The sequence below is a fragment of the uncultured Tateyamaria sp. genome (genome assembly GCF_947496075.1).
In the GTDB taxonomy this organism is placed as follows: Bacteria; Pseudomonadota; Alphaproteobacteria; order Rhodobacterales; family Rhodobacteraceae; genus Tateyamaria.
The window spans coordinates 112,571-138,915 of sequence record NZ_CANMBJ010000003.1 but is presented as its reverse complement, the minus strand read 5'-3'; the positions used below and the strand labels follow the sequence as shown (position 1 = coordinate 138,915).

The 26,345-nt window shown below is 58.7% G+C and carries 24 protein-coding genes and 1 pseudogene; 15 read left to right on the top strand and 10 right to left on the bottom strand.

Features of this window, described 5'->3' with window-relative positions:
- Nucleotides 1–114 precede the first annotated feature (114 nt).
- Together Q1A51_RS11565 and Q1A51_RS11560 are read left to right on the top strand one after the other, a co-directional pair.
- On the top strand, nt 115–1,341 hold the full coding sequence (locus tag Q1A51_RS11565) for an FAD-dependent oxidoreductase (RefSeq protein WP_299605026.1): 1,227 nt from the start codon (nt 115–117) through the stop codon (nt 1,339–1,341).
- 4 nt (nt 1,342–1,345) lie between these two features.
- Nucleotides 1,346–2,512: an FAD-dependent monooxygenase gene (locus Q1A51_RS11560; protein ID WP_299605028.1), complete on the top strand. Its 1,167-nt coding sequence runs from the start codon at nt 1,346–1,348 to the stop codon at nt 2,510–2,512.
- Nucleotides 2,513–2,841: 329 nt separating this feature from the next.
- On the opposite strand, the gene Q1A51_RS11555 is transcribed toward Q1A51_RS11560, so the two are convergent.
- The 3 genes from Q1A51_RS11555 to Q1A51_RS11545 all read right to left on the bottom strand — a co-directional run bounded on the left by Q1A51_RS11555 (nt 2,842) and on the right by Q1A51_RS11545 (nt 5,851).
- Nucleotides 2,842–3,681 (bottom strand): DUF2189 domain-containing protein, encoded by an 840-nt coding sequence (locus Q1A51_RS11555; protein WP_299605030.1) that lies wholly within the window; start codon nt 3,679–3,681, stop codon nt 2,842–2,844.
- A 708-nt stretch (nt 3,682–4,389) separates the two neighbouring features.
- Nucleotides 4,390–5,229 carry a universal stress protein gene (locus Q1A51_RS11550; protein ID WP_299605032.1) on the bottom strand — a complete coding sequence of 280 codons (840 nt, stop codon included), beginning with the start codon at nt 5,227–5,229 and terminating at the stop codon, nt 4,390–4,392.
- 58 nt (nt 5,230–5,287) lie between these two features.
- The gene (locus Q1A51_RS11545) at nt 5,288–5,851 is read right to left on the bottom strand and encodes an Hsp20/alpha crystallin family protein (RefSeq protein ID WP_299605034.1); all 564 of its coding nucleotides are present in this window, start codon (nt 5,849–5,851) and stop codon (nt 5,288–5,290) included.
- 53 nt (nt 5,852–5,904) lie between these two features.
- Here Q1A51_RS11545 and Q1A51_RS11540 point away from each other — a divergent pair, with 53 nt between their 5' ends.
- A complete protein-coding gene (locus Q1A51_RS11540) occupies nt 5,905–7,098 on the top strand; it encodes a hypothetical protein (protein ID WP_299605036.1) in 1,194 nt (397 codons plus the stop codon).
- A gap of 15 nt (nt 7,099–7,113) precedes the next feature.
- Nucleotides 7,114–7,536 carry a DUF2267 domain-containing protein gene (locus Q1A51_RS11535; RefSeq protein WP_299605038.1) on the top strand — a complete coding sequence of 141 codons (423 nt, stop codon included), beginning with the start codon at nt 7,114–7,116 and terminating at the stop codon, nt 7,534–7,536.
- On the opposite strand, the gene Q1A51_RS11530 is transcribed toward Q1A51_RS11535, so the two are convergent.
- Entirely contained in the window at nt 7,533–8,204 is a 672-nt protein-coding gene (locus tag Q1A51_RS11530; protein ID WP_299605040.1) for a helix-turn-helix domain-containing protein, read from the bottom strand. The two genes, Q1A51_RS11535 and Q1A51_RS11530, sit on opposite strands and share 4 nt — an antisense overlap.
- Nucleotides 8,205–8,366: 162 nt before the next feature.
- Between Q1A51_RS11530 and Q1A51_RS11525 the strand changes: the two genes are divergently transcribed.
- The gene (locus tag Q1A51_RS11525) at nt 8,367–9,137 is read left to right on the top strand and encodes a response regulator transcription factor (RefSeq protein ID WP_299605042.1); all 771 of its coding nucleotides are present in this window, start codon (nt 8,367–8,369) and stop codon (nt 9,135–9,137) included.
- Here Q1A51_RS11525 and Q1A51_RS11520 read toward each other — a convergent pair.
- Both Q1A51_RS11520 and Q1A51_RS11515 read right to left on the bottom strand, forming a co-directional pair.
- On the bottom strand, nt 9,122–10,648 hold the full coding sequence (locus tag Q1A51_RS11520; protein WP_299605046.1) for a PAS domain S-box protein: 1,527 nt from the start codon (nt 10,646–10,648) through the stop codon (nt 9,122–9,124). The two genes, Q1A51_RS11525 and Q1A51_RS11520, sit on opposite strands and share 16 nt — an antisense overlap.
- Nucleotides 10,649–10,711: 63 nt before the next feature.
- Complete coding sequence (locus Q1A51_RS11515; protein ID WP_299605048.1) at nt 10,712–11,884, bottom strand: site-2 protease family protein; 1,173 nt, start codon at nt 11,882–11,884, stop codon at nt 10,712–10,714.
- Nucleotides 11,885–12,014: 130 nt separating this feature from the next.
- Here Q1A51_RS11515 and Q1A51_RS11510 point away from each other — a divergent pair, with 130 nt between their 5' ends.
- From Q1A51_RS11510 to Q1A51_RS11500, 3 genes are all read left to right on the top strand, one after another.
- Nucleotides 12,015–13,052, top strand: a complete 1,038-nt coding sequence (locus Q1A51_RS11510; RefSeq protein ID WP_299605050.1) for a hypothetical protein — start codon at nt 12,015–12,017, stop codon at nt 13,050–13,052.
- An 88-nt stretch (nt 13,053–13,140) separates the two neighbouring features.
- Nucleotides 13,141–13,539 carry a hypothetical protein gene (locus Q1A51_RS11505; RefSeq protein WP_299210323.1) on the top strand — a complete coding sequence of 133 codons (399 nt, stop codon included), beginning with the start codon at nt 13,141–13,143 and terminating at the stop codon, nt 13,537–13,539.
- A gap of 43 nt (nt 13,540–13,582) precedes the next feature.
- Nucleotides 13,583–13,744: a hypothetical protein gene (locus Q1A51_RS11500; RefSeq protein ID WP_299605053.1), complete on the top strand. Its 162-nt coding sequence runs from the start codon at nt 13,583–13,585 to the stop codon at nt 13,742–13,744.
- Nucleotides 13,745–13,747: 3 nt separating this feature from the next.
- Here Q1A51_RS11500 and Q1A51_RS11495 read toward each other — a convergent pair whose 3' ends face one another.
- Together Q1A51_RS11495 and adhP are read right to left on the bottom strand one after the other, a co-directional pair.
- Nucleotides 13,748–14,140 carry a cytochrome c gene (locus tag Q1A51_RS11495; RefSeq protein ID WP_299210327.1) on the bottom strand — a complete coding sequence of 131 codons (393 nt, stop codon included), beginning with the start codon at nt 14,138–14,140 and terminating at the stop codon, nt 13,748–13,750.
- A 315-nt stretch (nt 14,141–14,455) separates the two neighbouring features.
- Nucleotides 14,456–15,466: an alcohol dehydrogenase AdhP gene (gene adhP, locus Q1A51_RS11490; protein WP_299605055.1), complete on the bottom strand. Its 1,011-nt coding sequence runs from the start codon at nt 15,464–15,466 to the stop codon at nt 14,456–14,458.
- Nucleotides 15,467–15,613: 147 nt separating this feature from the next.
- On the opposite strand from adhP, the gene Q1A51_RS11485 reads away from it, so the two are divergent.
- From Q1A51_RS11485 to Q1A51_RS11465, 5 genes are read left to right on the top strand one after another with little or no spacing between them, the layout of a single operon-like run.
- Nucleotides 15,614–16,120: a hypothetical protein gene (locus tag Q1A51_RS11485; RefSeq protein WP_299605058.1), complete on the top strand. Its 507-nt coding sequence runs from the start codon at nt 15,614–15,616 to the stop codon at nt 16,118–16,120.
- Nucleotides 16,117–16,836: an ABC transporter ATP-binding protein gene (locus Q1A51_RS11480; protein ID WP_299210335.1), complete on the top strand. Its 720-nt coding sequence runs from the start codon at nt 16,117–16,119 to the stop codon at nt 16,834–16,836. Before Q1A51_RS11485 ends, Q1A51_RS11480 begins: the two co-directional genes overlap by 4 nt.
- A complete protein-coding gene (locus tag Q1A51_RS11475) occupies nt 16,830–19,202 on the top strand; it encodes an FtsX-like permease family protein (protein ID WP_299605061.1) in 2,373 nt (790 codons plus the stop codon). The genes Q1A51_RS11480 and Q1A51_RS11475 overlap by 7 nt, the downstream gene beginning before the upstream one ends.
- Before the next feature lie 4 nt (nt 19,203–19,206).
- A complete protein-coding gene (locus tag Q1A51_RS11470) occupies nt 19,207–20,412 on the top strand; it encodes an efflux RND transporter periplasmic adaptor subunit (RefSeq protein ID WP_299605063.1) in 1,206 nt (401 codons plus the stop codon).
- Nucleotides 20,413–20,423: 11 nt separating this feature from the next.
- Nucleotides 20,424–22,100, top strand: a complete 1,677-nt coding sequence (locus Q1A51_RS11465) for an alpha/beta fold hydrolase (protein WP_299605066.1) — start codon at nt 20,424–20,426, stop codon at nt 22,098–22,100.
- A gap of 17 nt (nt 22,101–22,117) precedes the next feature.
- Here the strand turns inward: Q1A51_RS11465 and Q1A51_RS11460 are convergent, their stop codons facing one another.
- On the bottom strand, nt 22,118–22,492 hold the full coding sequence (locus Q1A51_RS11460; RefSeq protein ID WP_299605070.1) for a phasin family protein: 375 nt from the start codon (nt 22,490–22,492) through the stop codon (nt 22,118–22,120).
- 128 nt (nt 22,493–22,620) lie between these two features.
- Here Q1A51_RS11460 and Q1A51_RS11455 point away from each other — a divergent pair, with 128 nt between their 5' ends.
- Nucleotides 22,621–25,227, top strand: a complete 2,607-nt coding sequence (locus Q1A51_RS11455) for an HAD-IC family P-type ATPase (protein WP_299605072.1) — start codon at nt 22,621–22,623, stop codon at nt 25,225–25,227.
- A gap of 208 nt (nt 25,228–25,435) precedes the next feature.
- A pseudogene (locus Q1A51_RS11450) lies at nt 25,436–25,713 on the top strand (transposase); the annotation flags it as partial.
- A 73-nt stretch (nt 25,714–25,786) separates the two neighbouring features.
- On the opposite strand, the gene Q1A51_RS11445 reads toward Q1A51_RS11450, so the two are convergent.
- A complete protein-coding gene (locus tag Q1A51_RS11445) occupies nt 25,787–26,332 on the bottom strand; it encodes a hypothetical protein (protein WP_299605074.1) in 546 nt (181 codons plus the stop codon).
- Nucleotides 26,333–26,345 lie beyond the last annotated feature (13 nt).

Here is a 26,345-nt window from a genome sequence, read left to right as displayed (position 1 = left end):
CCTCAGCGGGAATTAGTAGTTACCAAAAAGTGCCTACTCATCATAAGGTTCCCAAGAATCTAATAAGGCTACGTGCCGCGAAGGCACCAAGTTTTTCTTTAGATGGGGTGTGAAATGTCTGACCAAACTCCCTCAGTAATCGCTGGAAAAGACACTCCGATCATCCTGACAGGGCGTAACGAAGATGCGGGTGGCCATGCGCTACGCGATTTTCTCCAACGTTCTGGCATCAACTACGAATGGACCGAAACAGACGAGAAAACGACCGCGTGCGTTCCCGGTCTGGACAAGTTGAGCACGCCCTCGGTTGAGGACTTGGCCCACTCTCTCGGTCTCGTCGTTGAACCAAGTCTTGCTGAATACGATCTGTCGATCTACGGCGCGGGACCGGCGGGCCTCTCCGCAGCGGTCTACGCTGCATCTGAGGGCCTCAGCACCGTATTGATCGAGCGAAGCACGGTCGGTGGCCAGGCTGGTACGACGTCCAATATCGAGAATTACCTTGGCTTTCCGAAGGGTCTGGCAGGCGTCGAACTGGCCGAGCGGGCTCGAGAACAAGCGCTTAAGTTTGGAGTGGAAATTCTGCTTATGCGTGAGGGCGTGAAGGCTGTGTTCAAGGATGGACGCATTCATGCCGACTTGGCGAATGACAAAACGATGATCGCTCGATCCAACATATGTGCCACCGGCGTCGATTGGCGGCGTCTCAACCTTGACCGGGAAGACGACTTTCTAGGCGCAGGTCTCTATTACGGCGCGGGCGTCAGCGAGGCGCCTCTCTGCTCTGGCGAGGATGTCTTTGTTGTCGGGGGTGGCAACTCTGCTGGCCAAGCCGTCATGCACCTCGCGGATCATGCCAAACAGGTGACGATGGTTGTGCGTGGTTCCGAGCTCGCTGCGTCGATGTCGAGCTATCTTTCGGATCGCATCAAGCAGACCGCAAATGTTAATATTCGCTACAATAGCGAGATCACCGGGCTGGACGGTGATGAAAGGCTTGCCAAGATAAAGGTATCGAGCAAGTCCGGCGATGCGGACTGGCATGATACTGGCCGTCTTTTCGTCGCCATTGGAGGTCAACCCTTCACGGACTGGGCGAAAGATACGGCCATACTTCGAGACAAAAGCGGCTACCTCATAACCGGGCCTGACCTACTAACCGATGGGAAACCGCCCGAATGCTGGACACTCGACCGCCCGCCGCATTTTCTGGAAACCAGCGTGCCGGGCTCGTTCGCAGCGGGCGATGTCAGGCACAAGTCGGTCAAGCGGGTTGCGACGGCGGTTGGAGAAGGCGCAATGGCGGTTTCCTTCGTACACCGTTATCTCGAAAAGGGGTAGTTAGATGTCGACGCCCTTTTCAGCCGCAATCATCGGCGGATCCGTGGGTGGTCTCGCGGCCGCGATCGAACTTCGCGACCAACTTGGTGCAGACGTCAAAGTTTACGAACGCTCCGCTGGTGAGATGCAGGCCCGTGGCGCAGGCGTCGTGATGCAGCGCGAGGTTGATGCCCTGTTGAACCGGATTGGGGTTCAAACACGCGAAGTCTGCGTCGAACTGCACGAACGGGTCGGTCTCGCGTTGGATGGTCGCTATAGTGTGAACCCTGCCCCGCAGCTGATGACGGCCTGGGATACACTCTATAAGCGTTTGCGCGCCCATCTCGGTGACGCCTGCTATCATTCGGACAGCCGTTTGATCGGTCTCGACCAGTCCAGTAGTGACGTCACTGCGCGGTTCGCTGATGATCATGCCGCGCAGAGTGATCTTCTGGTTGGTGCGGACGGAGTGAATTCTGTAACGAGACAGCTGCTGCAAGGCGATGAGATCATGGCGACCTATACGGGCTATGTCGCTTGGCGTGGTCTCGAAAAAGAGTCCGATTTGTCCAATGAGCTGGTCGCGGCACTGAAGGATCGCTTTACATCGTACATGAACCCCGGAATGCAGATGCTTTGCTACCTCGTTCCCGGCGCGGATGGCGAGACCACGCCAGGCCATCGCCGCGTCAATTGGGTTTGGTATGTGAACACGCCCGCCGATGACCTCGACCACTTTCTGACGGGTCAAACCGGTACACGATACAGGTCGTTTCTTCCGGCCAGTGATGTCACGGATACGACGAAGCGCGTGATACACGAACTGGCTAACCGCAGCCTGCCACACCTGTTCCGCGCGCTTGTTCATGAATCGGCGATATTCATGCAGCCCGTGCAGGACGTAGCCGCGCAGCCGCGTGTTCATGGTCGGTCTTTGCTCATTGGCGACGCCGCTGGAACAGTCCGCCCGCACACTGCGGCGGGCACCTCGAAAGCATTTGGGGATGCCGCGCTCCTAACTGAGGCGCTGACCGACTGGACTGCCGATGATCCAATGCCTGAAGAAAGACTCGAGCGGTGGAATATGGCCAGAACGATGGATTTGGAAGTAACCGCGATCCGTGGTCATCGGTTGGCGAAGGGTTCTGGGCTTGGACAAGCAGACCAATTATCGTTTCCAAAGGAGCTATGACCTAAGGGAAATGCAGAGTAACGGTCCGGGCGGTCGAACGAGGTAACCTTTGGATCGGGGGAGATGTCCTATCTGAAGGCATTCTGAGCACCTAGTGGTATTCTTAGAGATCACGGACCAGATTCCGGATGGGATGCAGAACAAGCCAAAACTCAGACGTTTTTGCCACCGGCCGATAGGACAGTTTGTAGTGGGAAAGTTCTGTCACAGGGTTTTGTCCGCATGCGGTAGTTTGGGTATCGCGCAGCTAAGGGCAGCTTCGAGCCCAAAGCGGACCTCACAAGACTTCGGCCAATGAAAGCAAATGGCGTTCTGCGTCCGGAAGCATGTCAACCCAATTGTACCGAGGATCGCCCCTCCGCTGGGGACACGGCCCGCTGATAGAGATGCCATGTGGTGTGGCCAAGGATGGGCAGGGTGAAGATCAGGCCCAGAAACGCCGGAACCAGCGACAACAGCGTAGTGACCATGATAATCGCCGCCCAAGTGAGCATGACCACCGGATTTTTTTTAACGACGCGAATGGACGTGATCATGGCGGTCACGAAATCAATGTCCCGGTCGAGCAGCAAAGGCATGGCCACGACCGTCACTGTGAACAAGGCAGCTGCCATACATGCGCCGACGCATGTGCCGATTGCAAGGAAGGTCCAGCCCTCCGGTGTAAACAAGACGGTGTTGAAGAAGCCGTCCAGATCCGAGAAAGACGCGTCCTGCAGCACGATCACTAGAACGGTCCGGAACTGGTAGAACCAGACCCACAATACGAACAGGGTGACAAAGGCCATCCAGCTCATCTCGCGCTTGCGTTGATCGGCCATGACAGTGAGGATGTTGAACCAGCCGAAAGGCTCTGCCGTCTGCAACCGGCGCGACATTTCGTAAAGACCGGCGCAAGCAAACGGTGCGACCAGCGGAAAGGCGATCAACGCGGGGATGATCATCCAGATTTTGCCAAGCCAGACTAGGCACCAGACGAGAAGCATCCCGAACAGCGCATAGAAGAGGCCGAAGAAGCCGCTCATGACGGGGCGCGCCAGAAAGTCGGAAAACCCGGCCTTCAGCGACGCGCTGATATCCTCCGCCAACACCTTGTTGACCTTGGGCATGCTCGGCTGCTGCGACGTCAGCTTGTCCTGTGGTGTCGGACCTGTGGTTTTGGATGTCATGAAGAACTCCTCTCCAAACACGTCGGCGCGCAGATCCTTTGACCGTGGACCTAGCGGCGAGATTGACAATCCTTATCCGTCCTCAAGGTTGCATGAGGGGGTGCATCGGGGCAAGTAGGGGAGAGGCAGCTAACTCCCGCTTTTGTGAGTTCGATCAGTTCCGAAATTTGCGTTCGCAGCTAATGGCAGCTTTCCGTGCTGCAAACGCAGCATCGCTAACCAACCTTGGATGTCGTCTTAGGACCGGAAGCGGCCATTCGTGAATTGTGCAAAATTCTGCGTTGCTCAAGATCTCGAAGCGGGATAACCGGCCCTCTCAAGACGCCGCTCTTACTCATAAAGCATCTGTTCGCACCCTCCTTGTGGTCATAATTGCAATGTAGCCCGTTCTAAAAAATTGATGACTTAACGGACTCGTGGGGCTTAGAAATAACTCCATGCTGGTGCGTGCAATCCAGATTACCGAGGAGTGCGATAAAGCTGTGCTTTCTGGATTTAGATGCACTGATCTAATCGCTGTTGTTCGCGTTCCGGGCCGGGTTTGGCGAGTGCCGTATCGCTGCCGCTTATCAAAGTGAGGGCATGAGACCTGCCTCCTTCCGGCAGACGAGCCTTAGTCAGCCAGTTTCATTTCAAGTGCAGTGCAAACCATGCGCAATAAGACCAAATGGCATCTTTTGTTGGTTTTTTTGGATGCTTTGCCGTTGTTCACTTCGACAACAAAACTGGCAGTTTCGCATTTCGTAACAACGCCTTGCTGGTTGCACCGACCACAAAATCATAGGCGTTGGAGTGCCCAAACGCGCCTGTCACAACAATATCCGCACCCTCTTCGAACGCGCATTGAAGCAGCACATCCGCGATAGCCTGACCGGCTTGGTCAAGATGGCGTAGATCAACCTTGTGTCCGTGGCGAGCCAGCGCGCTGGTCACATCAAGCATATCGGAATCGTGCAACTCGTCTTGTGCACGGTCCTTGACGCGCAACGCGACGATCTCGGAGCCGGGTGCCATAATATCCAGCATGTCATGGGCCGCACGCCCCGCTTCTCTCGTTTCGCTCCATCCAAGAAGGGCCTTGTGACCAATCTCGGGGCCGTCATAACCCAGTGGCACCACGATCACCGGCCTTCCGCTTTGGCGGATCACGGCCTCTTGCGCACGGCGCTGGTCGTATCTGTCCAAGTCTTTATCTTCGTGGGCCATGATCACCAGATCAGCGGCCCGCGCACTTTCGATCATGCGTTCCGAGGCTGTGTTGGATTGTGCCTGCACCAAGCGGTACTCGCTCACAAAATCTTCGGACCGGGTGTGGGCGTTGAAAATCTCTTTGATCTCCTCCGCAGTCTGCTTCTGGCTGGCGCTAAAATTCGCAAAGACCTGATCCGGTATGTGAATGGAAATACCGGGATATACTTCAAGCGCTTCCAATGTGTGTAAGCCGATCAGATGCGCACCAGTGCGGCGGGCCAGCGGCACGGCCGCTTTCAGCAAGGTGGCAGCATGTTCTTTGGTGGTCAGGCACACCAGAATTGTCTTCGGTCCCATAAAATCCCCTCCGGACTGGTGGTTTCGGCCCGGCCCATGTGCTGCCGGGCCGAGTGCTTTATGATGTGTTGATGTCGACCTTTTGAACGCCGGTCGTCGCGTTTTCGGGACGGTCGATTTTCAATGTGAGAACACCGTTGGAGAAGTCAGCCGCGACCGCGCCCTTGTCCGGCACAAACCCAAGCGGAATGTGCCGGCGAAAGCTGCCATGGCGACGCTCGACAAGGTGAAAGTCTTTTTCCTTTTCCTCCTTGTTGGTGCTTTTCTCGCCCTTGATGACAAGCGTATCGCCCTGAACTGTGACGTCCAGGTTCTCCTCGCTCACGCCGGGAATGTCGGCGCTGATTTCCAGCCCCGTGTCGGTTTCGGCCACATCGATAGCGGGCACGAGCATGCTACCGCTGGAAAAGAAACCCTCGGTCGGTTGCGGGGTCGCTGTGCCACGCAGATGGTCAAGCATCTGTGCCATTTCTTTTTGTAAAGATTGAAAAAAAGGCGGGTAGAAGCTGCCCGTTTGGGTGGGAAGGTTCGGCTTGGACACCATGGGTCTCCTTTCTGGTTCATTTGTTTTCTGCCCTCCTAAACTAGCAAATCGGCACGGGTCCCGATTGATCGTTGTCAATCGGAATTCAGGAACGCGCTGTATCCAGTCGCTGCAGAAAGGGAGCGGTTGAGATGCGAAAGACTTATTTACCAGCTGTGCTGATCGGTTTTGCTCTGTGCGTTTCGACGGGTAGCGCCGAGACGGTGGTGACCGAACATGGGGGCGACACGTTTGTATCGGGCGAGACCATTACCCAAACGCTGGAGGTATCCGGTGATGCCTTTGTTGCGGGGCGGTCTACGACGGTGCTGGGCCAGGCCAATGAAGACTTTCATGTTGCAGGCTTTGACGTCCTGATTGAGGCTGATGTGGGCGAAGACGCCTATGCCGCTGGGGCGACCGTGACGCTGAAGGGCACGGTGGGGCAAGATCTGACTGCCGCAGGTTTCACCGTCCGAACGGATACAACATCACGTGTTGGGGGCAATGCGCGGCTTGCAGGGGCGACGGTCATTGTGGACGGGCCGATTGACGGTGCGCTGTCCGTTTCCGGGCGTGATGTGCTGCTGAATGCGCCAGTGACGGGTGACGCGCTGGTTTTGGCCAAAACACTCCGCTTCGGGCCCAAGGCGGTGGTCGCGGGCCGCCTGACATACACAACCGACACCAGAATGGACGTACCGGAGCGTGTGGCACCAGCCGCGCGCGTCACGTTTGAACCACTGACTGGCGGCGCCCTTTTGCGTGAATGGGACGGGATACGGGAGATGCCGATCTTCCCGACCTTCGCCTCTGTTTTCTTTGGTTTTCTGGTGACCTTGCTGTTCTTCGTCCTGCTTGGTGCCATCGCGCTGGGGTTCGCACCTCGGCATGTATCGTGGCTGCGCAAATCCATTGGAGCGGCGCCAGGGCGCACTTTGCTTCAAGGGGTGGTTGGGCTTTCGATCCTGTTTGGCGCGGTGCCGGTGACTGGCCTGACAATCGTGGGGATCCCGTTTGTGCCTGTCGCGATCTTGTCTATCGTGTTGGTCTGGACGTTGGCCTATGCGCTTGGTGCCTATGCGGTGGCGATGCGTGTTTGGATTGGCCTGGGGGGTGAGGTCGATCCGCACAACGTCACACGTTTGGTGGTTTTTGCTGCCGCCATCATCGCCGTCGCTTTGTTGAACTTCATCCCCTTCGTCGGATGGGTGGCGAACTACACACTGGTTCTGCTGGGTGTTGGCGCCATGACCCATGCCGCCCTCCTGGCCCTTGTGCCTGATATTGATCCTGCGTTCGACTTGGATATGCAGCCGGTCGACCAAGACAATCCCAAAACCTGAAAAGGAGGATATTTTATGTCCAATCAGGGTCTCGAAGTGATCGACCATACCGTGCACCTGACGCACGAGTGGATCAACGAACTGGCAGAGCGGGTCGGCTATACGTCGAAACGAAGCGCGCTGCGATTACTGCGTGTCACGTTGCAGTGTTTGCGGGACCGGCTGCCCGAGAACGAGATGGCACAGTTTTCTGCGCAGTTGCCGTTGCTGGTGCGCGGCATCATGTTTGAAGGGTGGCAGCCCAAGCACACGCCGAACACTGATCTGCGTTTTGGACCCACCATTGCCGAAGCGATGACGGATACATCCGAGTTTCGCGGAGCGGAGGATGCCAGATACGTCTTTGATCTGCTGAACAACAGGATCAGCCACGGTGAGGTCGAGGATGTACGCGCATGTCTTCCCGAGGAGATGCGCGTGTACTGGGCAGCACCCTAGTCCTCGCCCTGCGACAACTCAGCAAGGGTGTCGGGTTTTAGCACGATGATCATTTGCGCCCCATCAAGTGAGATCACACCGGCCTTGCGCAGGGCGGTCACCGCGCGGCTGACCGTCTCTGTTGTGAGGCCGAGAAAGTCGGCAATGTCGCTGCGGCTCATGGGCAACTCGATCTGACGATAGGCCCCCAGATCTTCGCCGTACCGACGGCTGATTACATCGAGGAACGATGCAACCTTCTCGGCAGCGGATTTCAGCCCAAGCATCATGACGTGATCCTGCATGGCGCTGATTTCGCCCAACGCAGCCTGCAACAGTGCCGTATGCAATTCCGGGTCGCCATCACCGTGATCAAGGGCCGCACGGCGATACGCGCGCAAGGTGGTATCGACCAACGCGTCGCAATCGGCGTGGTGGCACCCATTGGCGGGAAAACCAATGATATCGCCGGGGTAGCCGAACGCGATCACCTGTCGCCGACCGTTTTCCAGCATCCGTGTTAGGCGCACAACCCCAGTCATCACCTGATAAATGCGCTCGACCACATCCCCTTCGCGGTAAAGGTATTTGCCCTGTGGCAGTCGTGTGGTCAGCGATTTGCGCGCACGTTCATCCCCTCCTAAAACGGCAGGCATTGGACGTTCTTCAGCTGACAAAGTGATATACATCTGTGGTCCCCCTAGGCTGTCCCAGGACCTTGTTGGACGCAGACTGTAATCTTACGTATGGTTGAGCAGGACAGTTTTGTATCAAATTGTAACGCTCCCCTAGCCGATGCGCACCGTTTCCGGGGGCACGTGGTGCATTTGCATAAACCCGGTGAGGGGATCATGGGCAAACAGCCGACAATTCTGGTCGTGGAAGACGACCTCAAGGTGCGCGCCTTGCTGCGAAATGTGCTGGAAGATGATGGTTTTGCAGTTCAGGAGGCTGCAAATGGCGCAGAAGTGCTTGAGCATGTTAAAAACAGCGCGCCCTGCCTTATCACCCTCGACATTCATTTGGGTCAGGACAATGGGCTCGATCTGGCGCGCGAGATCCGCAAGGTATCGACTGTGCCCATCGTAATGGTCACTGGCAAGGATGACGTAATCGACCGCGTTGTTGGGCTGGAAATCGGGGCGGATGATTACATCACGAAACCTTTTCATCTGCGCGAGGTCATCGCCCGCATTCGTGCCGTTCTGCGGCGTCACCAGTTTGCCGAAGCCGACGTCCAAAAGCGCGCGCCTACCCCTGCCACTGTGCCCGACAGTGCGGCCTATTACTTTGACGGCATAATCGCGGTCCCAGATCGGATGCAGGTCATGGACCGCACCGGTTCCGACTGTGCACTGACCAGTGGTGATTTCAACTTGCTGAAGGTCTTTCTGGAACGGCCCAAACGGGTATTGTCGCGAGACCAACTCATGGATCTGACTGGAGGCGTGGAATGGTCACCCCTTGACCGAACCATCGACAACCAGGTGGCGCGGCTACGCAAGAAGATCGAGCGCAACCCGTCCGACCCACGCCTTATCAAGACGGTGCGTGGCGTAGGATATACATTTGCTTGCGACGTGGATTGCAAACCGTTTGAAACGCTTCACAAAAGCGCCTGAAGCCGTTCGGCCAGATCCGAATGGCGATACGGCTTGTGCAGGATTCTGTATTCGCCCGTTGCTCCCATTTTGCCGGTGACCACATCGCTAGCATAGCCCGACGTCAGGAGTATTTTGACGTGCGGATGCTCCGCGCGGACCTTGGCGGCCAGGTCATAGCCGTTGAGCGATCCCGGCATCACCAGATCAGAGAACAGCACATCTACCCGTAACCCGGTGCCCAACAAGGCATAGGCGTCATCTCCGCTTGTCGCTTCCAGTGTTTGGTAACCCAAATCGCGTATCCGCGCGACGGACAGTTTGCGCACATGGGGGTTGTCCTCGACAACCAGAACAACCTGGCCTGTGCCGCGAGGCAGGTCATTGCCCATCCTGTCCTCGCCACTCGTTTGGGGTGTGCTGGCGGGCCGCAGCGCAGGAAAGTAGAGGCCAAAGCTCGTTCCATGCCCCAATTCGCTGTACAGCGTGATGTGACCGCCGGACTGCCGCACAAAGCCATAAACCATAGCGAGGCCGAGACCCGTGCCACCGCTTTCGGCCTTCGTCGTGAAGAACGGCTCAAACGCGCGGCGTTGGGCTTCAAGCGGCATTCCCTCGCCGTCGTCGCTGACAAACAGCCTGACGTAATGCCCCGGCTGAATATCAGTCTCTTGCGCCATGTAGTGATCGTCGATGGTGATATCGGCGACAGAGATCAGGAACTCTCCACCCTCGGGCATTGCATCGCGGGCATTGAGAGCGAGGTTGATCAGCGCGGATTGTAGTTGCACCGGGTCGATCATCACCTTGCTGACTGTCTTCGCAAAGTCGGTTCGGATCTGGTACCGCTCCCCGATCGTGCGTCTCAGGATCGCAAGTGCATCGCGGCATTGTGCACGCAAATCGACTTCGACAGGTTTCAGGTCGCCCTTGCGCGCGAAGACCAAAAGGCGCCGGGTCAGGTCTGCGCCCAGTTCTGCAGATGTTAGCGCATCGTCGATCAGGCCAGTCTGACGTTCGTCTGCGCCGCGCATCTGCAACAGCTCAAGATTGCCGATGATCACTGTCAGTAGATTGTTGAAGTCATGTGCAACGCCGCCCGTGAGTTGACCGACCGCATCCAATCGTTGGGAGCGGGCCAAAGCCTCTTGCGCTGCGTGACGTTCCGTCAGGTCGTGCAGAATGGCAATGAACACTGTGTCACCGCCAACTTCGGCGCTCCCAACCGACAGATGTAAGGGAAAAACCGTTCCGTCCTGCCGCTTCCCTTCCACATCGCGTCCGATACCGATAATCCGCTTCTCACCCGTTTCGAGGTGATGTGCCATAAACCCGTCATGCACATCCGCCAGCGCTTTGGGCATCAGCACGTTCACGCTTTGCCCGACAAAGACGCTTGTGCTGAACCCGAACAGCTGCTCTGCTGCGGGGTTGATGCGCTGCATTACGCCGTGTCGGTCAGCGACGATGATTGCATCGGCGGCGGCGTCCATCAGAGCGGTAAGAAGGGCTGCGTCGCGGTTGTGGTCCAAGGATCAAGTTCCATCATTTTAGGATCACGTTAACCGGGATGCATCAATCCGCCATGATTTGAGTCAAGAGGGTTCGCTCCAGGCTTGCGTCGGAGCGGCTGCGTTGCTCCCTTTTCCCAACATCGCCAGCAGTCCAAGGTATCGGGTAAGATCGGACAGCGAAACGACGCCCAGCAGGAGGCTGCCTGCGACCACCATGAACTTGCGTTGACCAGTTCGTGAAATACGTTCCATCAGATCCAGAACGGGCAAATCCGGAGGAATGCAGACCGCTTGATCCAATTCGACAAAGACGTCATCCACCGTGGTATTGGCCCAGTTTTCGCGGTCGATACCGTTGATCACATCAATGTCTATGTGGCCCAGCAGTTGCCCGTCTTCGACAACAGGCACAAAACCGATACGTTTTGGCAGCATCACCTGATTGACCAGTGCGGCCAGACTGGTCCCGGCTTCCGTTGTCACAACCTCGGTTGTCATCAACGCCCGCACGTCGCGTGGACCCAGCAGTGTCCTGGTGCGCTGCGCATCAAGGCTGCTGCGCGCGGCCGCAAGAACAAACAAGCCAATCAGGATCTGCCAGAAACCAGCGACCACCGCCCCTTGGAACAGACCGAGCAGACCCAGCCCCATCAAAGCGTAGGCAAGGACTGTGCCGGATTGGGCGGCGGTTTCCGTGGCCGCCAGTATATCCCCGCTGCGCCGCCACAACCACGCACGCAAGATACGCCCCCCATCCAGTGGAAAGGCTGGCAGCAAGTTGAAGATCGCGAGCACCAAATTGATCAGCGCAAGATAGTGCAACACCTCAACCACCGGACCCATCCCGAAGAACACCGCACCTAACACGGCAAATGTCCAAAACATCGCGGCCAGGGCAAGGCTCATCAGCGGGCCAGCGAGCGCGATCCAGAACTCGTGCATGGCTCTGGCGGGCTCCTGCGCAAGCTCGGCAACACCGCCGAACAGGAAGAGCGTGATGTTCCGCGTGTCGACCCCAAAGCGCCGGGCCGTCACCGCATGGGCCAACTCATGACCCACAAGTGAGGCGAAAAAGAGCAGCATACCAAGAAGAGCCATCGTCGCATATGTCCAGCTCGACAGACCGGGCAAGACGGCGGGAAAAGTGTGCTGATAGAGGCTCCAAGTGATCAGACCTGCAATCAGGACCCAACTGGGATCGACCCGGATATGGAAGCCAAAAATGGTGATGATGGTGCGAGCATTTGAAAACATAGCGACTGTCCCCTTGTGGTCAGCGTAAACTACGCGTGGCAGAGCACCGTTGATTTTGCTCAAGCCCGGCAGATGCTCCGGCTTGAGAAATGTCAGACCCGTCACCAAGCGGCACGCTTAAGCCGCCTGCATGGGATACCTCAGCAGCAGCCTGCCTTTGACAATGCTGGTCTTTGCCATCAGCGCCTTTGCCGTCTGGGTGGCTGGAGCACGACTGGCCTATCTGGCGGATGCACTGTCGGATCGTTTAAAACTGGCAAAGTCCGTTGTGGGCCTTGTGTTTCTTTCCACGGCAACGTCCCTGCCGGAAATCGCCACCACATTGACGGCCGCGGTGCAGGGGGCACAAGCGCTGGTTTTGAACAACCTTTTTGGCGGTATCGCATTGCAGACGGCGATTCTGGCGATGTCGGACTTCTGGGCGCGCGGAGCAATCACCAACTACCCGCGTAAAGCAAATCACGCGCTTGAGGCGACTCTGCTTGTTCTGATGCTTGGGCTGGTGATCGTGATCCTGATGATGGGCGAGCCGTTCGCCATTGCGGGCGTGGGTGCAGGTTCGGTGATCCTCGCTGTGGTCTATGCTGGCGCGCTTTGGTTGCCGCGCAGCTATGACGAAGCCAGCGACTGGGTTCCGGTAGACCTCCCTGACCCCGACCCTTTGCCATTTCCAGCACCCACCGGCCTGACCAAAGCGTCTACGAAATTCCTCACCACACAAGCCGTGCTGGCTTGTGCGGTGATTTTGATCTTTGGCAGTCTCCTGGTGCTCAGCGCAGAAAGCATGGCTATTCAATCCGGGCTTGGCACCAGCTTCATAGGTGTCACATTGTTGGCGGCTGCCACGTCCCTGCCGGAGTTGACCACAAGCATCACTGCGGTGCGCATGGGGGCGTACACATTGGCGATTTCTAATATATTTGGCAGCAATCTGATTATGCTGGTCTTGGTTTTTCCTGCCGACATTCTGTTTCACTCGGGGCCCGTTTTGCGCACGACTTCACCGATCGTGCTGACATCACTCGGCTTTGCAATTGTTGTAACGGCCATCTTCCTGACGGGGCTACTCATCCGGCGCAAACCCAGACTTGGCAATGTTGGCCTGGATTCCGTGCTGGTTTTGATCAGTTTCGTTGCAAGTATGCTGGTCTACTACAGTTTGCGCTGAGACCCGCAACAGCGTTGACAATTCTCAATACCGGTCCGCATGGGGCAACCTAAGTTGAGCCATGCGACAGGAATATGGAACGGACGCAATGCATGGAACATGTCATATCACCGATGAATTGGCTTACCTTGTCGGCAGCGGATTTGAGCCATACGGCGACGTTCTGATGGATGCTGTTGAATGCGGCCGACGCATGACCCTCGAAGACCATGCCGACCTTGCAATTGTGCTCACGGGTGACTTGCGCGCGGCGTGGCGATGCGGATTTGTGGTCGAGCTTTCAGGACCAACCGTGATCCTTCAGGCAGATGTGCGCAACACTTGCGCCTATGCTACACGCGATCTGCGGATGCTCAGCATGACCTACGACGTGTGCGCCTCCGTTCTGAAGCGCCATCGCGCGTTCCGGAGCCTGTTCTTCGACGCTTTGACTGCACGTATTCAAGCACTGGCGGCAGTCAAGACGGGACCAGCAATGCTTCACTGACAAACGGGGACTGAACACTAACAGATCACACCGCCTTCGAAACATGATCGAAGCCCGGTATGTCGAACTGGGCTGGCGCACGCAGGACCTCAAAACCGAACTTGAAGGCTACGAGACTCTTGAAGGGATCGTGCGTGCGTCACAGAGGGAAGTTGCACTGCAGCGAAACGCGCTGGCGCAGATCGCACAATTCGGCAAAGGCTGACCGCTACCTCTGAATACTTTCCAGATAGGCCGCCAGAGCAATCAGATCGGATGGTGTCGGTGTGGTCGCCCCCCCATCCTCGACCTGAACAGTCGGTCCCAAGTCTTCGTTTCCGAACTCAGGCATAACAGAGTTGGGGTGATCGCGTCGATTGAAGCCATCAATGACGCTCATTACGAAATTCCGGGGGAAGATGCCCCTGTTTTGCGCAGACAACGTGGTCAGGTCGGGCGCGCTACCGCCCTTGCCATCGACCCCGTGACACGAAGCGCATTTCTGGAAATAGAGCTTTTCACCACGGGTAGCGCTCAGATCAGGTTCCCCATTGTCCGGTGCGCAGGCCATCAGGCTGACTGCGGCCAGCAGTCCGTAAACCATTCTCATTGTGGATGTCATTTTTGCTCGCCTCTCCTGAATTGGACTTCACCCTAGTGGGCGCGCCGCGCGCGGCCTTTGATTTATCTCAACATCCGTGGCGTCCATGCCCAGGTTAGAGAGTGATAAGGCCGCCAAGCGGCAACCGCGCGCTGAAGCTCAGATTGATCAAGGCCACGCAAAGTGTGGAAATAGAAGGCGTCCGCATTGGCAGTGACACTCTCGTCTTCGGCGACATTCACCATGTCCTCGAAGCCGATGAAGGTGGAGACGCTCAGCAGACTGATCGCCGCAATGCCAGTCCAGACATCAACGTCAAGCGTGGTCCAGTCTTGATCAAATCTCTAGCACAGTGCGCCCCGTGATTTGCCCAGCCTTCATCCGGTCGAAGATCGCATTGATGTTCTCAAGCCTGTCCCATTCGAAATGCGTCGCAACATGACCATCTGCCGCGAGGCTCAGCGACTCCGCCAAATCCAGCCGCGTACCCACTATGGAACCGCGAATTGTCAGGCGCTTCAACACCACGTCGAATATCGGCAAGGGAAACGATCCGGGCGGCAAGCCCACAAGGCTCATCGTGCCATGCCGCCGCAACATCCCGGTAGCCTGTGCAAAGGCCTGGGTGTTGACGGCGGTCACCAACGCCCCATGCACGCCGCCCAGATGGTCGGTTACCTCTTTGACCGGATCGGTGACGGCGGCGTTGATGGTTACGTCTGCGCCCAGTGATTTTGCAAGGGCCAGCTTGTCATCCGCGATATCCACCGCGACCACGTGCATACCCATGGCCTTGGCGTATTGCACAGCCATGTGACCCAGCCCGCCAATGCCGCTGATTGCCACCCACTGACCCGGGCGCGCCTCTGTCTCCTTGAGACCCTTATAGACAGTTACACCCGCACATAGCACGGGCGAGGCAGTGCCGAATTCCAGCGCAGAGGGCAACTGGCCAACATAGTCAGCATCTGCGCGCACGAACTCGGCATAGCCGCCATCAACCGAGTACCCGGTGTTCTGCTGGCTTTCGCACAAGGTCTCCCATCCCCCCGAACAATGCTCGCATCGCCCGCAGGCCGTGTGCAGCCAGGGAACGCCCACCCGGTCCCCTTCCTTAAGATGCGTGACCTCAGCACCCAAGGCGGCCACCTCGCCGACGCCCTCGTGACCGGGGATGAACGGTGCAGTGGGTTTGACCGGCCAGTCACCCATCGCGGCGTGCAGATCGGTGTGGCAAACGCCCGAGGCACGCACGCGCACCAACACATCGTGCGGTCCAATCTGAGGCACTGGAACCTCTCGGATATCGAGCGGCTTGCCAAGCTCGGTCACAACCGCTGCTTTCATTGTCTTGGGTAACGTGTCCGGTATCTCACGGCTCCTCTCGACTGGCTTTGATCGTTCTGTGCCATCCGGTTTCCGCGTTCGCATTGATATTGCTCAATGCGCTGCGCACCCAAGGCGGTAAACCGACCCGGCAAGGAGCCCGGAGTCATGTCTGCAAACACATCACCAGCCATTTTGTGCTTTTCGAAATCCGGACATACCCGCCGTGCCGCGGATACGCTTGCGCAGCGGACGGTGGCTGAGGTCATACCAATTGAAACCGACCGCTATAAGGTACCTCTGCTGTGGATCTTGCGCGCAATCTGGGATGTGGGCCGATCACATTTGCCGCCACTAACCGGCGGCAATGTGGTTACAGCAAACAGACCCTGGATCGTGGTGGCTTGCCCCATCTGGGCGGATCAGCCCGCCTCCCCGGCGCGCAGTGTCATAAATGCGCTGGCGTCAACCGCGACACCCGTTGGCCTGCTCACCACGTCTGGCGGGGCCGGTGAACCGCTCAAATGCGTGGCAACTTGCGAAACGGTGTTGGGCCGCCGGTTGGCAGCAAGCTTAAACATTCAGAACAAGATCGAAGACACTCCGGAAACGGACAAACGCCTAGACGCATTTGCCCACGCCATGATGACGTCGGCATCACAAGGTGTTGTATGACCAAATTGCCCGCCGAACGCGTTTTCCGCACCAGCGGATTGACCAAGGTCTACGATACCGGAGAAGTGAAGGTGTACGCGCTCGATAGTGTGGATCTTGAACTTTTTGCGGGCGAGTTGACCGTGCTGTTGGGCCCGTCGGGCAGCGGCAAGTCCACGCTGTTGAACATTCTGGGCGGGCTGGACCACGCTACAGATGGCCGCGTTTGGTTCCGCGATCTGGAACTGACCAATCTGCGCGACCGGGGGTTGACCCGCTACAGGCGAGACCATGTGGGCTTTGTCTTTCAGTTCTACAACCTCGTGCCCAGCCTCACGGCGCGCGAAAACGTGCAATTGGTCACGGATGTGGCGCCGAACCCCATGCGGGCCGAAGAGGCCCTGGACCTTGTCGGCCTGACGCACCGGATGGACCACTTCCCGGCACAACTGTCAGGGGGCGAACAACAGCGCGTCGCGATCGCTCGCGCCGTGGCGAAACGGCCCGAAATCCTGCTCTGTGACGAGCCGACCGGCGCGCTGGACAGCAAGACCGGTATCCAAGTGCTGGAAGTGCTGAAACAGGTAAACGAAGACCTTGGCACCTCGACCGTGGTGATCACCCACGCGGCCGAAATCCGCAAAATGGCGCACCGCGTGATCTGGTTCCAAGATGGCAAAATCGCGAACATCGACGTGAATGAAACTCGGCTCGACCCAGCCGAGATCGCATGGTGAACGGTATGGAGGCGCTTGACCGCAAACTCATCCGTGACTTCCGCAGGCTCTGGTCACAGTTCCTCGCCATTTCACTTGTGCTGGCAGCCGGCGTGGCCGTGCTGCTGATGTCCTTCGGCATGTCTGATGCGCTGGAAGAAACGCGTGCGACTTATTACGAGCGCAACCGATTTGCCGACGTTTTCATCGACGTGAACCGCGCGCCGAACAGCATGCTCGATATCATCCGCAACATCGACGGGGTCGCGTCCATCGAGCCGCGCGTTACCACCTACGCGACGCTGGACATTCCGGCCAAGGTGGATGCCACGGTGGCCTATGTCGTATCGCTGCCCGAAAACGGCACATCCCTCAACCAACCGATCCTGCGGCTGGGCAATTGGCCTGATGCCACCGCCACCGATGCGGTGGTCCTGAACGCTCCATTTGGTGAAGCGAACAACCTCTGGCCCGGTGACGATTTCACCGCCACGCTCAATGGCACCAAACGCACGCTGACGGTCACGGGCTGGGCCCTGTCGCCCGAGTTCATCTACACCATCGGCCCCGGCAGCCTGATCCCCAACGACGAAGACTTCGGCGTGATCTGGATGCCGGAACAGGCGCTAGCCGCGGCTCTGGACCGAACGGGGGCGTTCAACAACCTGTCGGTCAAACTGCGCTCGGGCTACCGATTGGAACCGGTGATCGACGCGCTCGACATCTTCTTGGAACCATACGGCGCGCTTGGCGCCATCGATCGGACCGAACAGGTATCCAACGCCTTCATAGATGCGGAAATCACGCAATTGCGCACGCTGGCCTATACGCTGCCGCCTATCTTTCTGGGGATCACGATCTTTCTGGTGAACATGGTGATGGGGCGGATCGTGGCGCTCGAACGGGCCGAGATCGGGTTGCTCAAGGCTCTGGGCTATTCCGATACGGCCATTCTGATGCACTACCTTCTGCTTGCCAGCCTGGTGGGCGTCTTCGGCGTGTCGATCGGCTATGTCGCTGGCAGTTGGCTCAGTTTCGAGCTCGCGAAACTCTATGCTGATTTCCTGAAGTTCCCTTACCTGATTTATTCGGTATCGTGGAACATCTACGTGTTGTCCGGCGTGCTGGGCCTGATCGCGGCAGGCACAGGTGCCGCGCGCGCTGCATGGGTCGCGGCGCGATTGGCGCCTGCCACGGCCATGGCACCACCCGCACCGCCCCGGTTCACAACCAGCTGGGTGGATCGCGCCTTGCACTTAATCCGCGTCAGCCAGCCCACCATGATGATCCTGCGCGGCATCATCCGCTGGCCGGTGCGCGCAGGCCTAAGCATCCTGGGCATGGCACTGGCGGTTGGCATTCTGGTGTCCTCCAACTTCTTTCCCGACGCACTCGATCTGATCATCGATACAGCGTTCTACCAATCCAACCGGCAGCACGCAGTTCTGTTCTTCAATGACGAGGTGGACGAGAAAGTGGTGGAAGAGGCCCGCCGTCTGCCCGGTGTGCTTCAGGCCGAAGGGCAGCAGGTGATGACGGCAGTGCTGCGTCACGAACACTATCGCAAGCGCGCCACGATCGAGGCGAGGCGCCCCGGCATGAACCTCAGCCGCGTGGTGTCAACGAACGGTCAGGTGGTGGATGCCCCGCCCGGCGGCATCATGCTGTCGGAACGTTTGGCTGCCCAGCTTGGCGCGTCCCTTGGCGACGTGATCGAGGTGAAGTTTCTTGGGGTCCATCAAGGCACCTACACCCTGCCCGTCACACAGCTTGTGACCCAGTTTTTCGGTCTGGGCGCTTACATGGATCAAACCACCGCCAACCGCCTTTTCCAGCAAGACCCGCGCGTCTCCATTGTCAACGTCACGCTGGACGCGGCCCATGGCGACGCCTTTCAGCAAAGCCTCAAAGACCTGCCTAAGCTGGCCGGGCGCGCGATGCTGGCCGAAAACCGGGCAGGGTTCGAGGATACGATCAGCCGAAACATCCTGATCACGACCACGATCTACGCCATTCTCGGCACGTTGATCACCGTCGGCGTCGCCTATAATGGCGCGCGCATCCAGTTGTCGGAGCGCGCACGTGAACTCGCCAGCCTGCGCATCCTCGGCTTCACCAAGGGCGAGGTCGGCTTCGTGCTGGTGGGCGAGATCATGTTGCTGGCCGTCCTTGCCCAACCCTTGGGTTGGTGGATTGGCTGGGGCGTCGCCAAGATGCTGACCGAAAGCTACACCAGCGACCTTTACTCCATGCCTCTCGTGGTCAGCGCCTCCACGTTTTCCTCCGCCAGCCTGATCGTGCTGACCGCCGCCCTTGTCTCAGTCCTTATCGTACGACGCAGGCTCGACGGCATCGACCTTGTTTCCGTGATGAAAACCAGAGAGTGACACCATGGCCCACACCAGCCGCAACATCGTCCTTGGCCTGATCGGGGTCGGCATCGCCGGGGGCTTGCTTTATGTGACCTTCCGCCCCGAACCCGTGCCGGTGGATCTGCACACCGTGGATAGAGGCCATTTCGAGATCACGGTCGATGCCGACGGCACGACACGCGTGGTGGAGGTGTTCGAGGTGTCGGCCCCCATCGCCGGTGTCGCCCAACGCTCGCCCGTGCGCGTCGGCGATCCGGTGACAGGGGGGGAAACGGTCGTCGCATTGGTCGAACCTATCTCTCCGGGGTTGCTCGATGCCCGCACCCGTATGCAATCCGAAGCCGCCGTCACCGAGGCCGAAGCCGCCCTGCACGTGGCCGAAACGGACCTGGCCCGTGCGCGGGAGGATTACATCTTCGCGAAGTCACATTTCGATCGCACCTCGGAACTGGTTGAACGGGGCGTGGCCAGCATCACCCGGCTGGAGGAAGCGCAACAGCTCTTTGCCATAACAAATGCCGCCCTTGAGGCCGCGAACGCCCGTATCGCGCAGGCCGAAGGCGGGTTGCGACGGACAAAGGCGGCCTTGGTCGAAACCTCGGGCAACGGCGAAAACGATACGTGCTGCATGTCACTTCTTGCTCCAACCGACGGTGTTGTTCTGGACATCGACGAAGTCAGCGCTCGGCCAGTTACATCGGGCGAACGCTTGCTGACAATCGGCGACCCCGGCCAGATCGAACTCGTAGCGGACCTGCTCACATCCGACGCGGTCAGCCTGCCACCAAACGCCCACGCAACCGTTGAACGCTGGGGCGGCCCCCCGCTTCAAGCCAAATTGGCTTATGTAGAGCCTGCGGCGCGCATGAAAGTCTCCGCCCTCGGGATTGAGGAACAGCGCGTCGACGTCGTATTCGACATCACTACACCTCCCGAACAACGCCCTGATCTGGGCCATGAATTCGCCGTCTACCTGCGCATCGTCACCTACGAGGAAGAAGACGCACTTCTGATCCCGCTAAGTGCTGCGTTCCGCACCGATGACTATTGGGCCGCATTCCGTGCGGACGGCGACAGGGTCACGCGCGTGCCGGTCGACCTTGGCGCGCGCAATGGACGCCTTGCCGTGGTGGAAAGCGGGCTGGAGCCCGGTGACCGCATCGTGGAGCACCCCCGCGACGACCTCACCGATGGTGCCTTGATCGAAGAACGCACCACCTTCTGAAAGGACTCCAAGTGCCCAAGGACAGCACCGACCGCAACCTCGACCGCATTTTGCACAGCGCCATGGGCAAGGCCACGGGCGGGCTGTCGCCCACAGCGCTCAGCACCGCGTGGCTCGACTGGGCGCTGCATGTCGTGGGCTCCCCCGAACGGCAAATCCAACTGGCCTTCAGCGCATGGGCCAAGGGGGCAGAGGCATGGACCACGTTTCTGACCGGCAAGGCCCCCGAAACAGACGACCCAAGGTTCCAAAGCCTCGCGTGGAACGTGCCACCCTACAGCCAACTGCGGCACTGGTTCAGCCTGCAAGAGACGTGGTGGCAAGAGGCAACGGCGCCCATCGTCGGCGTCGATCCTGCCCATCAACGAATTGTCTCCTTCGCTGCGCGGCAAATCATCGACACCATGTCACCCGCCAATTTCGCACTCACCAACCCGGATGTGCTGGACAAGACGCTGGCGGAACATGGGCAGAACTTCACACAGGGCTGGCAGCACTGGATCGAGGATTTCAACCAATTGATCAGCCAGAGCCCAAAGTTGCATCCAGACTACCGCGTGGGCGAAACCATCGCCATCACACCGGGCGACGTTATCTACCAGAACCAGCTGATTGAACTGATCCGCTACCGACCCACGACGAAGAAGGTCCACGCTGAACCGATCCTGATCGTGCCCGCCTGGATCATGAAATACTACATTCTGGATCTGTCGCCGCGGAACTCACTGGTCGCCTATCTCCGCGATCAGGGGTTCGAAGTGTATATCATCTCTTGGAAAAACCCGGACAAGGGCGACGCTGACCTGTCTTTGGAGGACTATCTGAATCTTGGAATGTTTGCCGCCATCAACCACATAGTGCCCCAAAACGACGGCGCGTTGCACGCGGTCGGCTACTGCCTTGGCGGCACGCTGCTGGCTGCGGGCGCCGCCGCAATGGCGCGGGACCACGACACGCGCTTGCATAGCTTGTCGCTGTTGGCCGCACAGGTGGATTTCTCCGAACCAGGTGAGTTGTCACTATTTATCAATGAAAACCAGGTCGCTTTCCTCGAAGACATCATGGCGACCCAAGGGTACCTGCGCGCGGACCAGATGGCAGGAGCCTTCCGCATGCTCCGCTCCACCGATCTGATTTGGAGCAGGATCGTGCGCCATTACCTACTGGGCGAACGCACCCCCATGAACGACCTCATGGCCTGGAATGCCGATGCAACGCGGATGCCTGCGCGGATGCATTCGGAATACCTGCGACAGATGTTTCTGGAAAACCAGCTGGCCAAGGGGCGGTTCAAAGTGGGGGGGAAGACGGTCGCGCTCACCGACTTGCGGGTGCCCATCTTTTGCCTTGCCACCGAAACTGACCACGTGTCGCCTTGGCGGTCTGTGTTCAGGCTGCAAATGTTGACCGACACGGATGTGACCTTTTGCCTGACTGCTGGCGGGCACAACAGCGGCGTGCTCTCCGAACCGGGCCACCGAAACCGCCACTACCGGTTGCGCAAAAAGACCGAAGGCGACCCGCACACCGCGGCCGAAGCCTGGATGGACCAAGCCCCCATCGAAGACGGTTCATGGTGGCCTGCATGGGTCAAATGGTTGGCCGACCACAGCGGCTCGAAACAGTTTACGCCTGCAAAAAAGCGCTGGACCAAAGGACCAGCGCCAGGGCGTTACGTCTTGGGCTGATCCTTTCGGGATAGGGCTCAGCTCTTTTTGGTTTCGTCCGCACTTGGCGGCGCATACAGATCCTGGCTCATCTGCACGAGCTTTCCAGTCTCGGCAGTGTATTGATCAATAGCCGTCTGCATGAACTCGGCCTGGATCTTCTGAAGCTCCGAGACGTCCTTGCAATGCAGCATCTTGTGCTGCGTCTTGACGTCTTCCTTGATCCGGTCTGCAACAAAGGACAGCACTTCGCTGCCCAGATCACTCATCCCTTCGACCCAAGCCAGCCCCATCTGCGACATGGATTTCACGGCCTGATCCTGCATGGCTGCGACGTCCCCGGCCATCTTGGTCACATCGGCAGTCGTCGATGTGTCGGTCTGCGCTGCGCCTGCGGGCTGTTTCGGTGGCATTTCAATCTCCCAACAATGACTGATGAAGGCGAGCTTATCGTGCCCCGGGTCGCTGCCGATTGATCTTTCTCAATGCCGCAGGACCCGTGCACTGCTAGCGCGAAAGGGTCCGGCCCGGAGAAACCAAGATGCGCGCTTCCGACGTGTCCACAGCCCCTGCCACGGGACTGTCAGCCCAGCAGATCGACGATTTGCGCGCCCGGTACGGCTGGAATGAATTGCCACGCCAGAAACCACCCGGACCGCTGATCGTCTTCTTGCGGCAATTCGGAGGCATGCTGGTTGTGATCCTTGTGGTCGCTGCCCTGATCGCATTGGCGTTGGGCGAACGGGTTGACGCGCTGGCCATCGCCCTCGTGCTGCTCCTGAACGCGGTTCTGGGCTTTGTGCAGGAATGGCGCGCCGAAACTGCGCTAGATGCACTGCGTTCCATGCTATCGCCCCACGCCATCGTGGTCCGCGACGGGCAAGAGATTGACATCCCCGCCCGCGAACTTGTGCCCGGTGACCTTGTCGTTGTGGCCGCCGGGGCGGCCGTACCCGCCGATCTGCGCATCGTGTCAGCCATGGAAATCCGCGTGGACGAAAGCGTACTGACGGGGGAGTCGGTGCCAGTGGACAAGTCGGAGCGGGGCACAGACGATGAAACCTTTCTTTTTGCTGGCACCGCCTTGGTCAAGGGGCGCGCCCGCGGGATCGTTACTCAGATCGGCCAGCACACCCGCTTCGGCCAGATCGCCCAACTGACGGGAAGCGTCGGGCAAAAGCGGACAAATCTGCAAATCCGGCTCGGCAAACTGGCCCAACAGATCGGCATTGCGGCTCTTTCCATCGCCGCTCTGGTTGTGGTCATCGGCCTGATGGTCGGCCGTGGCCCATTTGAGATGTTCATGACAGGTCTGTCGCTCGCCGTCGCGATGGTGCCCGAAGGTCTGCCCGCCGTCGTCACGATCACACTCGCTATCGGCGCGTCCGCCATGGCGCGCAAGAACGCATTGGCGCGCCGGTTGCAGGCGGTTGAAACGCTCGGCGCGGCCTCGGTGATCTGCACCGACAAGACCGGCACACTGACCGAGAACCAGATGACAGCGACGCAGATCTGGACCCACGACCGCACGTATGATGTCACCGGTGAAGGTTATGATCCCAAGGGTCACATCGAAACCGGTGGAAAATCCGTCCGAGCGAGCGACGACCTGACGCTCGCCCTAATCCTGAAAACGGCGCTGACCTGCACCCACGCGTCTCTCCACCGCGAGGGGGAGCATTGGACGATGATCGGCGCACCCACCGAAGGGGCGCTTGTCACCCTCGCCCACAAGGGGTGGGCGCCCCCGGTGTCGCAAGCCGACCTAATCTCGGAAACGCCCTTCAGCAGCGAACGCAAACGCATGAGCGTGCTGGCAAACGATGCAGGCCGGACCCGCCTCTTCGTCAAGGGCGCGCCCGAAGTCGTGGTTGAGCGATGCGATCGCATCCTGACCCACGGCACACAGCACCCGCTTGACCCATCCACACGACAACGCATTGCGGACGCCTATCAATCCATGGCCGCCCAGGGCCTGCGCGTCCTCGCACTGGCCATACGCGACACTGACGGCAAAGACACATCAGAGACAAACCTCACCTTTTTGGGCCTCGTCGGTATGATTGACCCACCACGGGCAGAGATCGAGTCAGCCCTGCGCCTTGCCGGTAACGCAGGCATCCGGGTGATCATGATCACCGGCGACGGCGCAATCACTGCTGCTGCCGTGGCGGACAAGATCGGATTGGGAACACCTTATCTGATTGAAGGGCATGAAATTGACACCATGGATGACGGTGCACTGGCTGAAAGGCTCCAAGACGATGTGCTTTTTGCCCGCACCCGGCCCGAACACAAACTGCGCATCGTCAAAGCCCTTCAAAGCAAAGATCAGATTGTTGCCATGACGGGCGACGGAGTAAATGATGCGCCCGCCCTGAAGCAAGCAAATATCGGCGTCGCCATGGGCATTCGGGGCACCGAGGTGTCCAAGAGTGCAGCCGATCTGATCCTGCTGGATGATGACTTTTCCACCATTGTGAATGCCGTCGCCGAAGGCCGAAGGCAGTTCGAAAACGTGCGCAAGTTCGTGCGTTACCTCATGTCCTCCAACGCGGGCGAGGTGCTGGCGATCATGGTCAACCTCATTATCGGCGGGCCGCTGATCTTCCTGGCTACACAGATCCTGTGGATGAACCTGATCACCGACAGTATCACCGCCGTGGCCCTGGGGTTGGAGAAGGAAGAACCCGACCAGATGCAGCGCCCGCCACGCGAACCAAGCGAGGCCATTCTCGGGCGGGCAGGCTTTGCACTGATTGCCACCTTCGGACTCTACACGGCCACTGCAAGCCTCTGGATTTTTTACACGTTTTTGCCCTACGGCGTGGATATCGCCCGTACCACGGCCTTTACCGCCATGCTGATCTTCGAAAAGGTCAGTGTGTTCGCATTCCGCTCTCTCACGCGGCCCACGACCACAATTGGATGGTTCTCAAACCCGATCCTTGTGATCGCATTCACCATCAGCGTCAGCTTGCAACTGGCGGCAGTCTACTGGCCACCCCTACAAACGCTTCTGCGCACCGTCCCGCTCGGGATTGAACACTGGTCAATCATCTGCCTGCTTGCCGCCCCGCTCATCATCGTGCCGGAACTCGCCAAAGCAGTGCGCATACACCGCACACCAAAAACAGAAGGTGATTGACCACTACCGGCCGCCGCCGCTGCACAACCACACCCCGACCGAGTCGCACTCCACATTGCCCAAATCATGCGACCATGTCTCGCCCCAGCCGAACTCGGTCCCAACCCTGAAACGAATTTTCATCGCTAGCCCTCCGGTCGCTTTCCCAGAAGGTTACCTCGCGGTCCGGTCAATCCCCACGTTCTTTCCACTCCCCCAAATGAGCGGCTTGCCAGAAGCTGAATGGCTGCTTGCTGATAGAGAATACGACGCTGACTGGTGCCGCGAGGCCTTTATAGACAGGGCACAAAGCCTTGCACTCCAGAGCGCAAGTCGCTCAAGAAAACCGTCAAGTATGATAAGCGCCGCCATAAAAGACGTAACCGGATTGAAAGAATGCTGCGCAGGATCAAGGACTGGAGGTGTGTCACGACGCGGTACGACAGATCCCCAACCGTCTTCCTCTCCGCAATCGCACGCGCTGCAGCTTTCATATTTTGGTTATGAATCCTGAGCCTAGCCGCATGACAAGCAATGTCGTCACGGAAAAACTACGACGCAACCACGCCAGCCGACTAGCTTAGCTGTTCTGCTCCTGCTCGGCCAGATCTTGCAGCGCTTGCACTGCATCCAAAGCCTGCTCGATCCCGGCCTGAAACGCTGCACTGCGCTCCCGGTTCGTGGCCTGTTCCTCCTCCAGCCGTGCATTCGCCGCCTCCGCGAGGGGCAGCGCTTCGGGCAAAGCCTCCTTCACCTCTTGGCGAAACGCTCTGCTGGAAAGCTGTGCCCGCAACGCTTTCGATCGTTGCTCTGAAAGTGCAAAGCGTGATGTGATTACGGCGCTCCCTGTCTGCAATCGCAGCCGCGCTTCCTCCGTCAGTCCGCGCGCATCCGCCCGCGCCATTGATACGGCCTCTGTCGGCCTCAACCCTGCTACAGTTGGCACGACAATAGAGGCGCCAGGGCGAAACCCCGCCTCCGTCGCCAACTGCGGATTGGCCCGCAACAGCGCCATTTCCGCGCGGCGCTGCGCCTCTCCCCGTGGCCGTCCTTCTATATCGAACACCCGCCGCGCGAGCGTCGCGATCCGGCGTTCCCGCCCCAATGTCGCTATTCGTGTCGGCATCGCCTCTCTCCCT

Coding starts and splice junctions, on each gene's coding strand:
- Q1A51_RS11565 (WP_299605026.1), top strand. CDS start 115: ATGTCTGACCAAACTCCCTCAGTAATCGCTGGAAAAGACACTCCGATC.
- Q1A51_RS11560 (WP_299605028.1), top strand. CDS start 1,346: ATGTCGACGCCCTTTTCAGCCGCAATCATCGGCGGATCCGTGGGTGGT.
- Q1A51_RS11555 (WP_299605030.1), bottom strand. CDS start 3,681: ATGACATCCAAAACCACAGGTCCGACACCACAGGACAAGCTGACGTCG.
- Q1A51_RS11550 (WP_299605032.1), bottom strand. CDS start 5,229: ATGGGACCGAAGACAATTCTGGTGTGCCTGACCACCAAAGAACATGCT.
- Q1A51_RS11540 (WP_299605036.1), top strand. CDS start 5,905: ATGCGAAAGACTTATTTACCAGCTGTGCTGATCGGTTTTGCTCTGTGC.
- Q1A51_RS11535 (WP_299605038.1), top strand. CDS start 7,114: ATGTCCAATCAGGGTCTCGAAGTGATCGACCATACCGTGCACCTGACG.
- Q1A51_RS11530 (WP_299605040.1), bottom strand. CDS start 8,204: ATGTATATCACTTTGTCAGCTGAAGAACGTCCAATGCCTGCCGTTTTA.
- Q1A51_RS11525 (WP_299605042.1), top strand. CDS start 8,367: ATGGGCAAACAGCCGACAATTCTGGTCGTGGAAGACGACCTCAAGGTG.
- Q1A51_RS11515 (WP_299605048.1), bottom strand. CDS start 11,884: ATGTTTTCAAATGCTCGCACCATCATCACCATTTTTGGCTTCCATATC.
- Q1A51_RS11510 (WP_299605050.1), top strand. CDS start 12,015: ATGGGATACCTCAGCAGCAGCCTGCCTTTGACAATGCTGGTCTTTGCC.
- Q1A51_RS11505 (WP_299210323.1), top strand. CDS start 13,141: ATGCATGGAACATGTCATATCACCGATGAATTGGCTTACCTTGTCGGC.
- Q1A51_RS11500 (WP_299605053.1), top strand. CDS start 13,583: ATGATCGAAGCCCGGTATGTCGAACTGGGCTGGCGCACGCAGGACCTC.
- Q1A51_RS11495 (WP_299210327.1), bottom strand. CDS start 14,140: ATGACATCCACAATGAGAATGGTTTACGGACTGCTGGCCGCAGTCAGC.
- adhP (WP_299605055.1), bottom strand. CDS start 15,466: ATGAAAGCAGCGGTTGTGACCGAGCTTGGCAAGCCGCTCGATATCCGA.
- Q1A51_RS11485 (WP_299605058.1), top strand. CDS start 15,614: ATGTCTGCAAACACATCACCAGCCATTTTGTGCTTTTCGAAATCCGGA.
- Q1A51_RS11480 (WP_299210335.1), top strand. CDS start 16,117: ATGACCAAATTGCCCGCCGAACGCGTTTTCCGCACCAGCGGATTGACC.
- Q1A51_RS11475 (WP_299605061.1), top strand. CDS start 16,830: ATGGTGAACGGTATGGAGGCGCTTGACCGCAAACTCATCCGTGACTTC.
- Q1A51_RS11470 (WP_299605063.1), top strand. CDS start 19,207: ATGGCCCACACCAGCCGCAACATCGTCCTTGGCCTGATCGGGGTCGGC.
- Q1A51_RS11460 (WP_299605070.1), bottom strand. CDS start 22,492: ATGCCACCGAAACAGCCCGCAGGCGCAGCGCAGACCGACACATCGACG.
- Q1A51_RS11455 (WP_299605072.1), top strand. CDS start 22,621: ATGCGCGCTTCCGACGTGTCCACAGCCCCTGCCACGGGACTGTCAGCC.
- Q1A51_RS11445 (WP_299605074.1), bottom strand. CDS start 26,332: ATGCCGACACGAATAGCGACATTGGGGCGGGAACGCCGGATCGCGACG.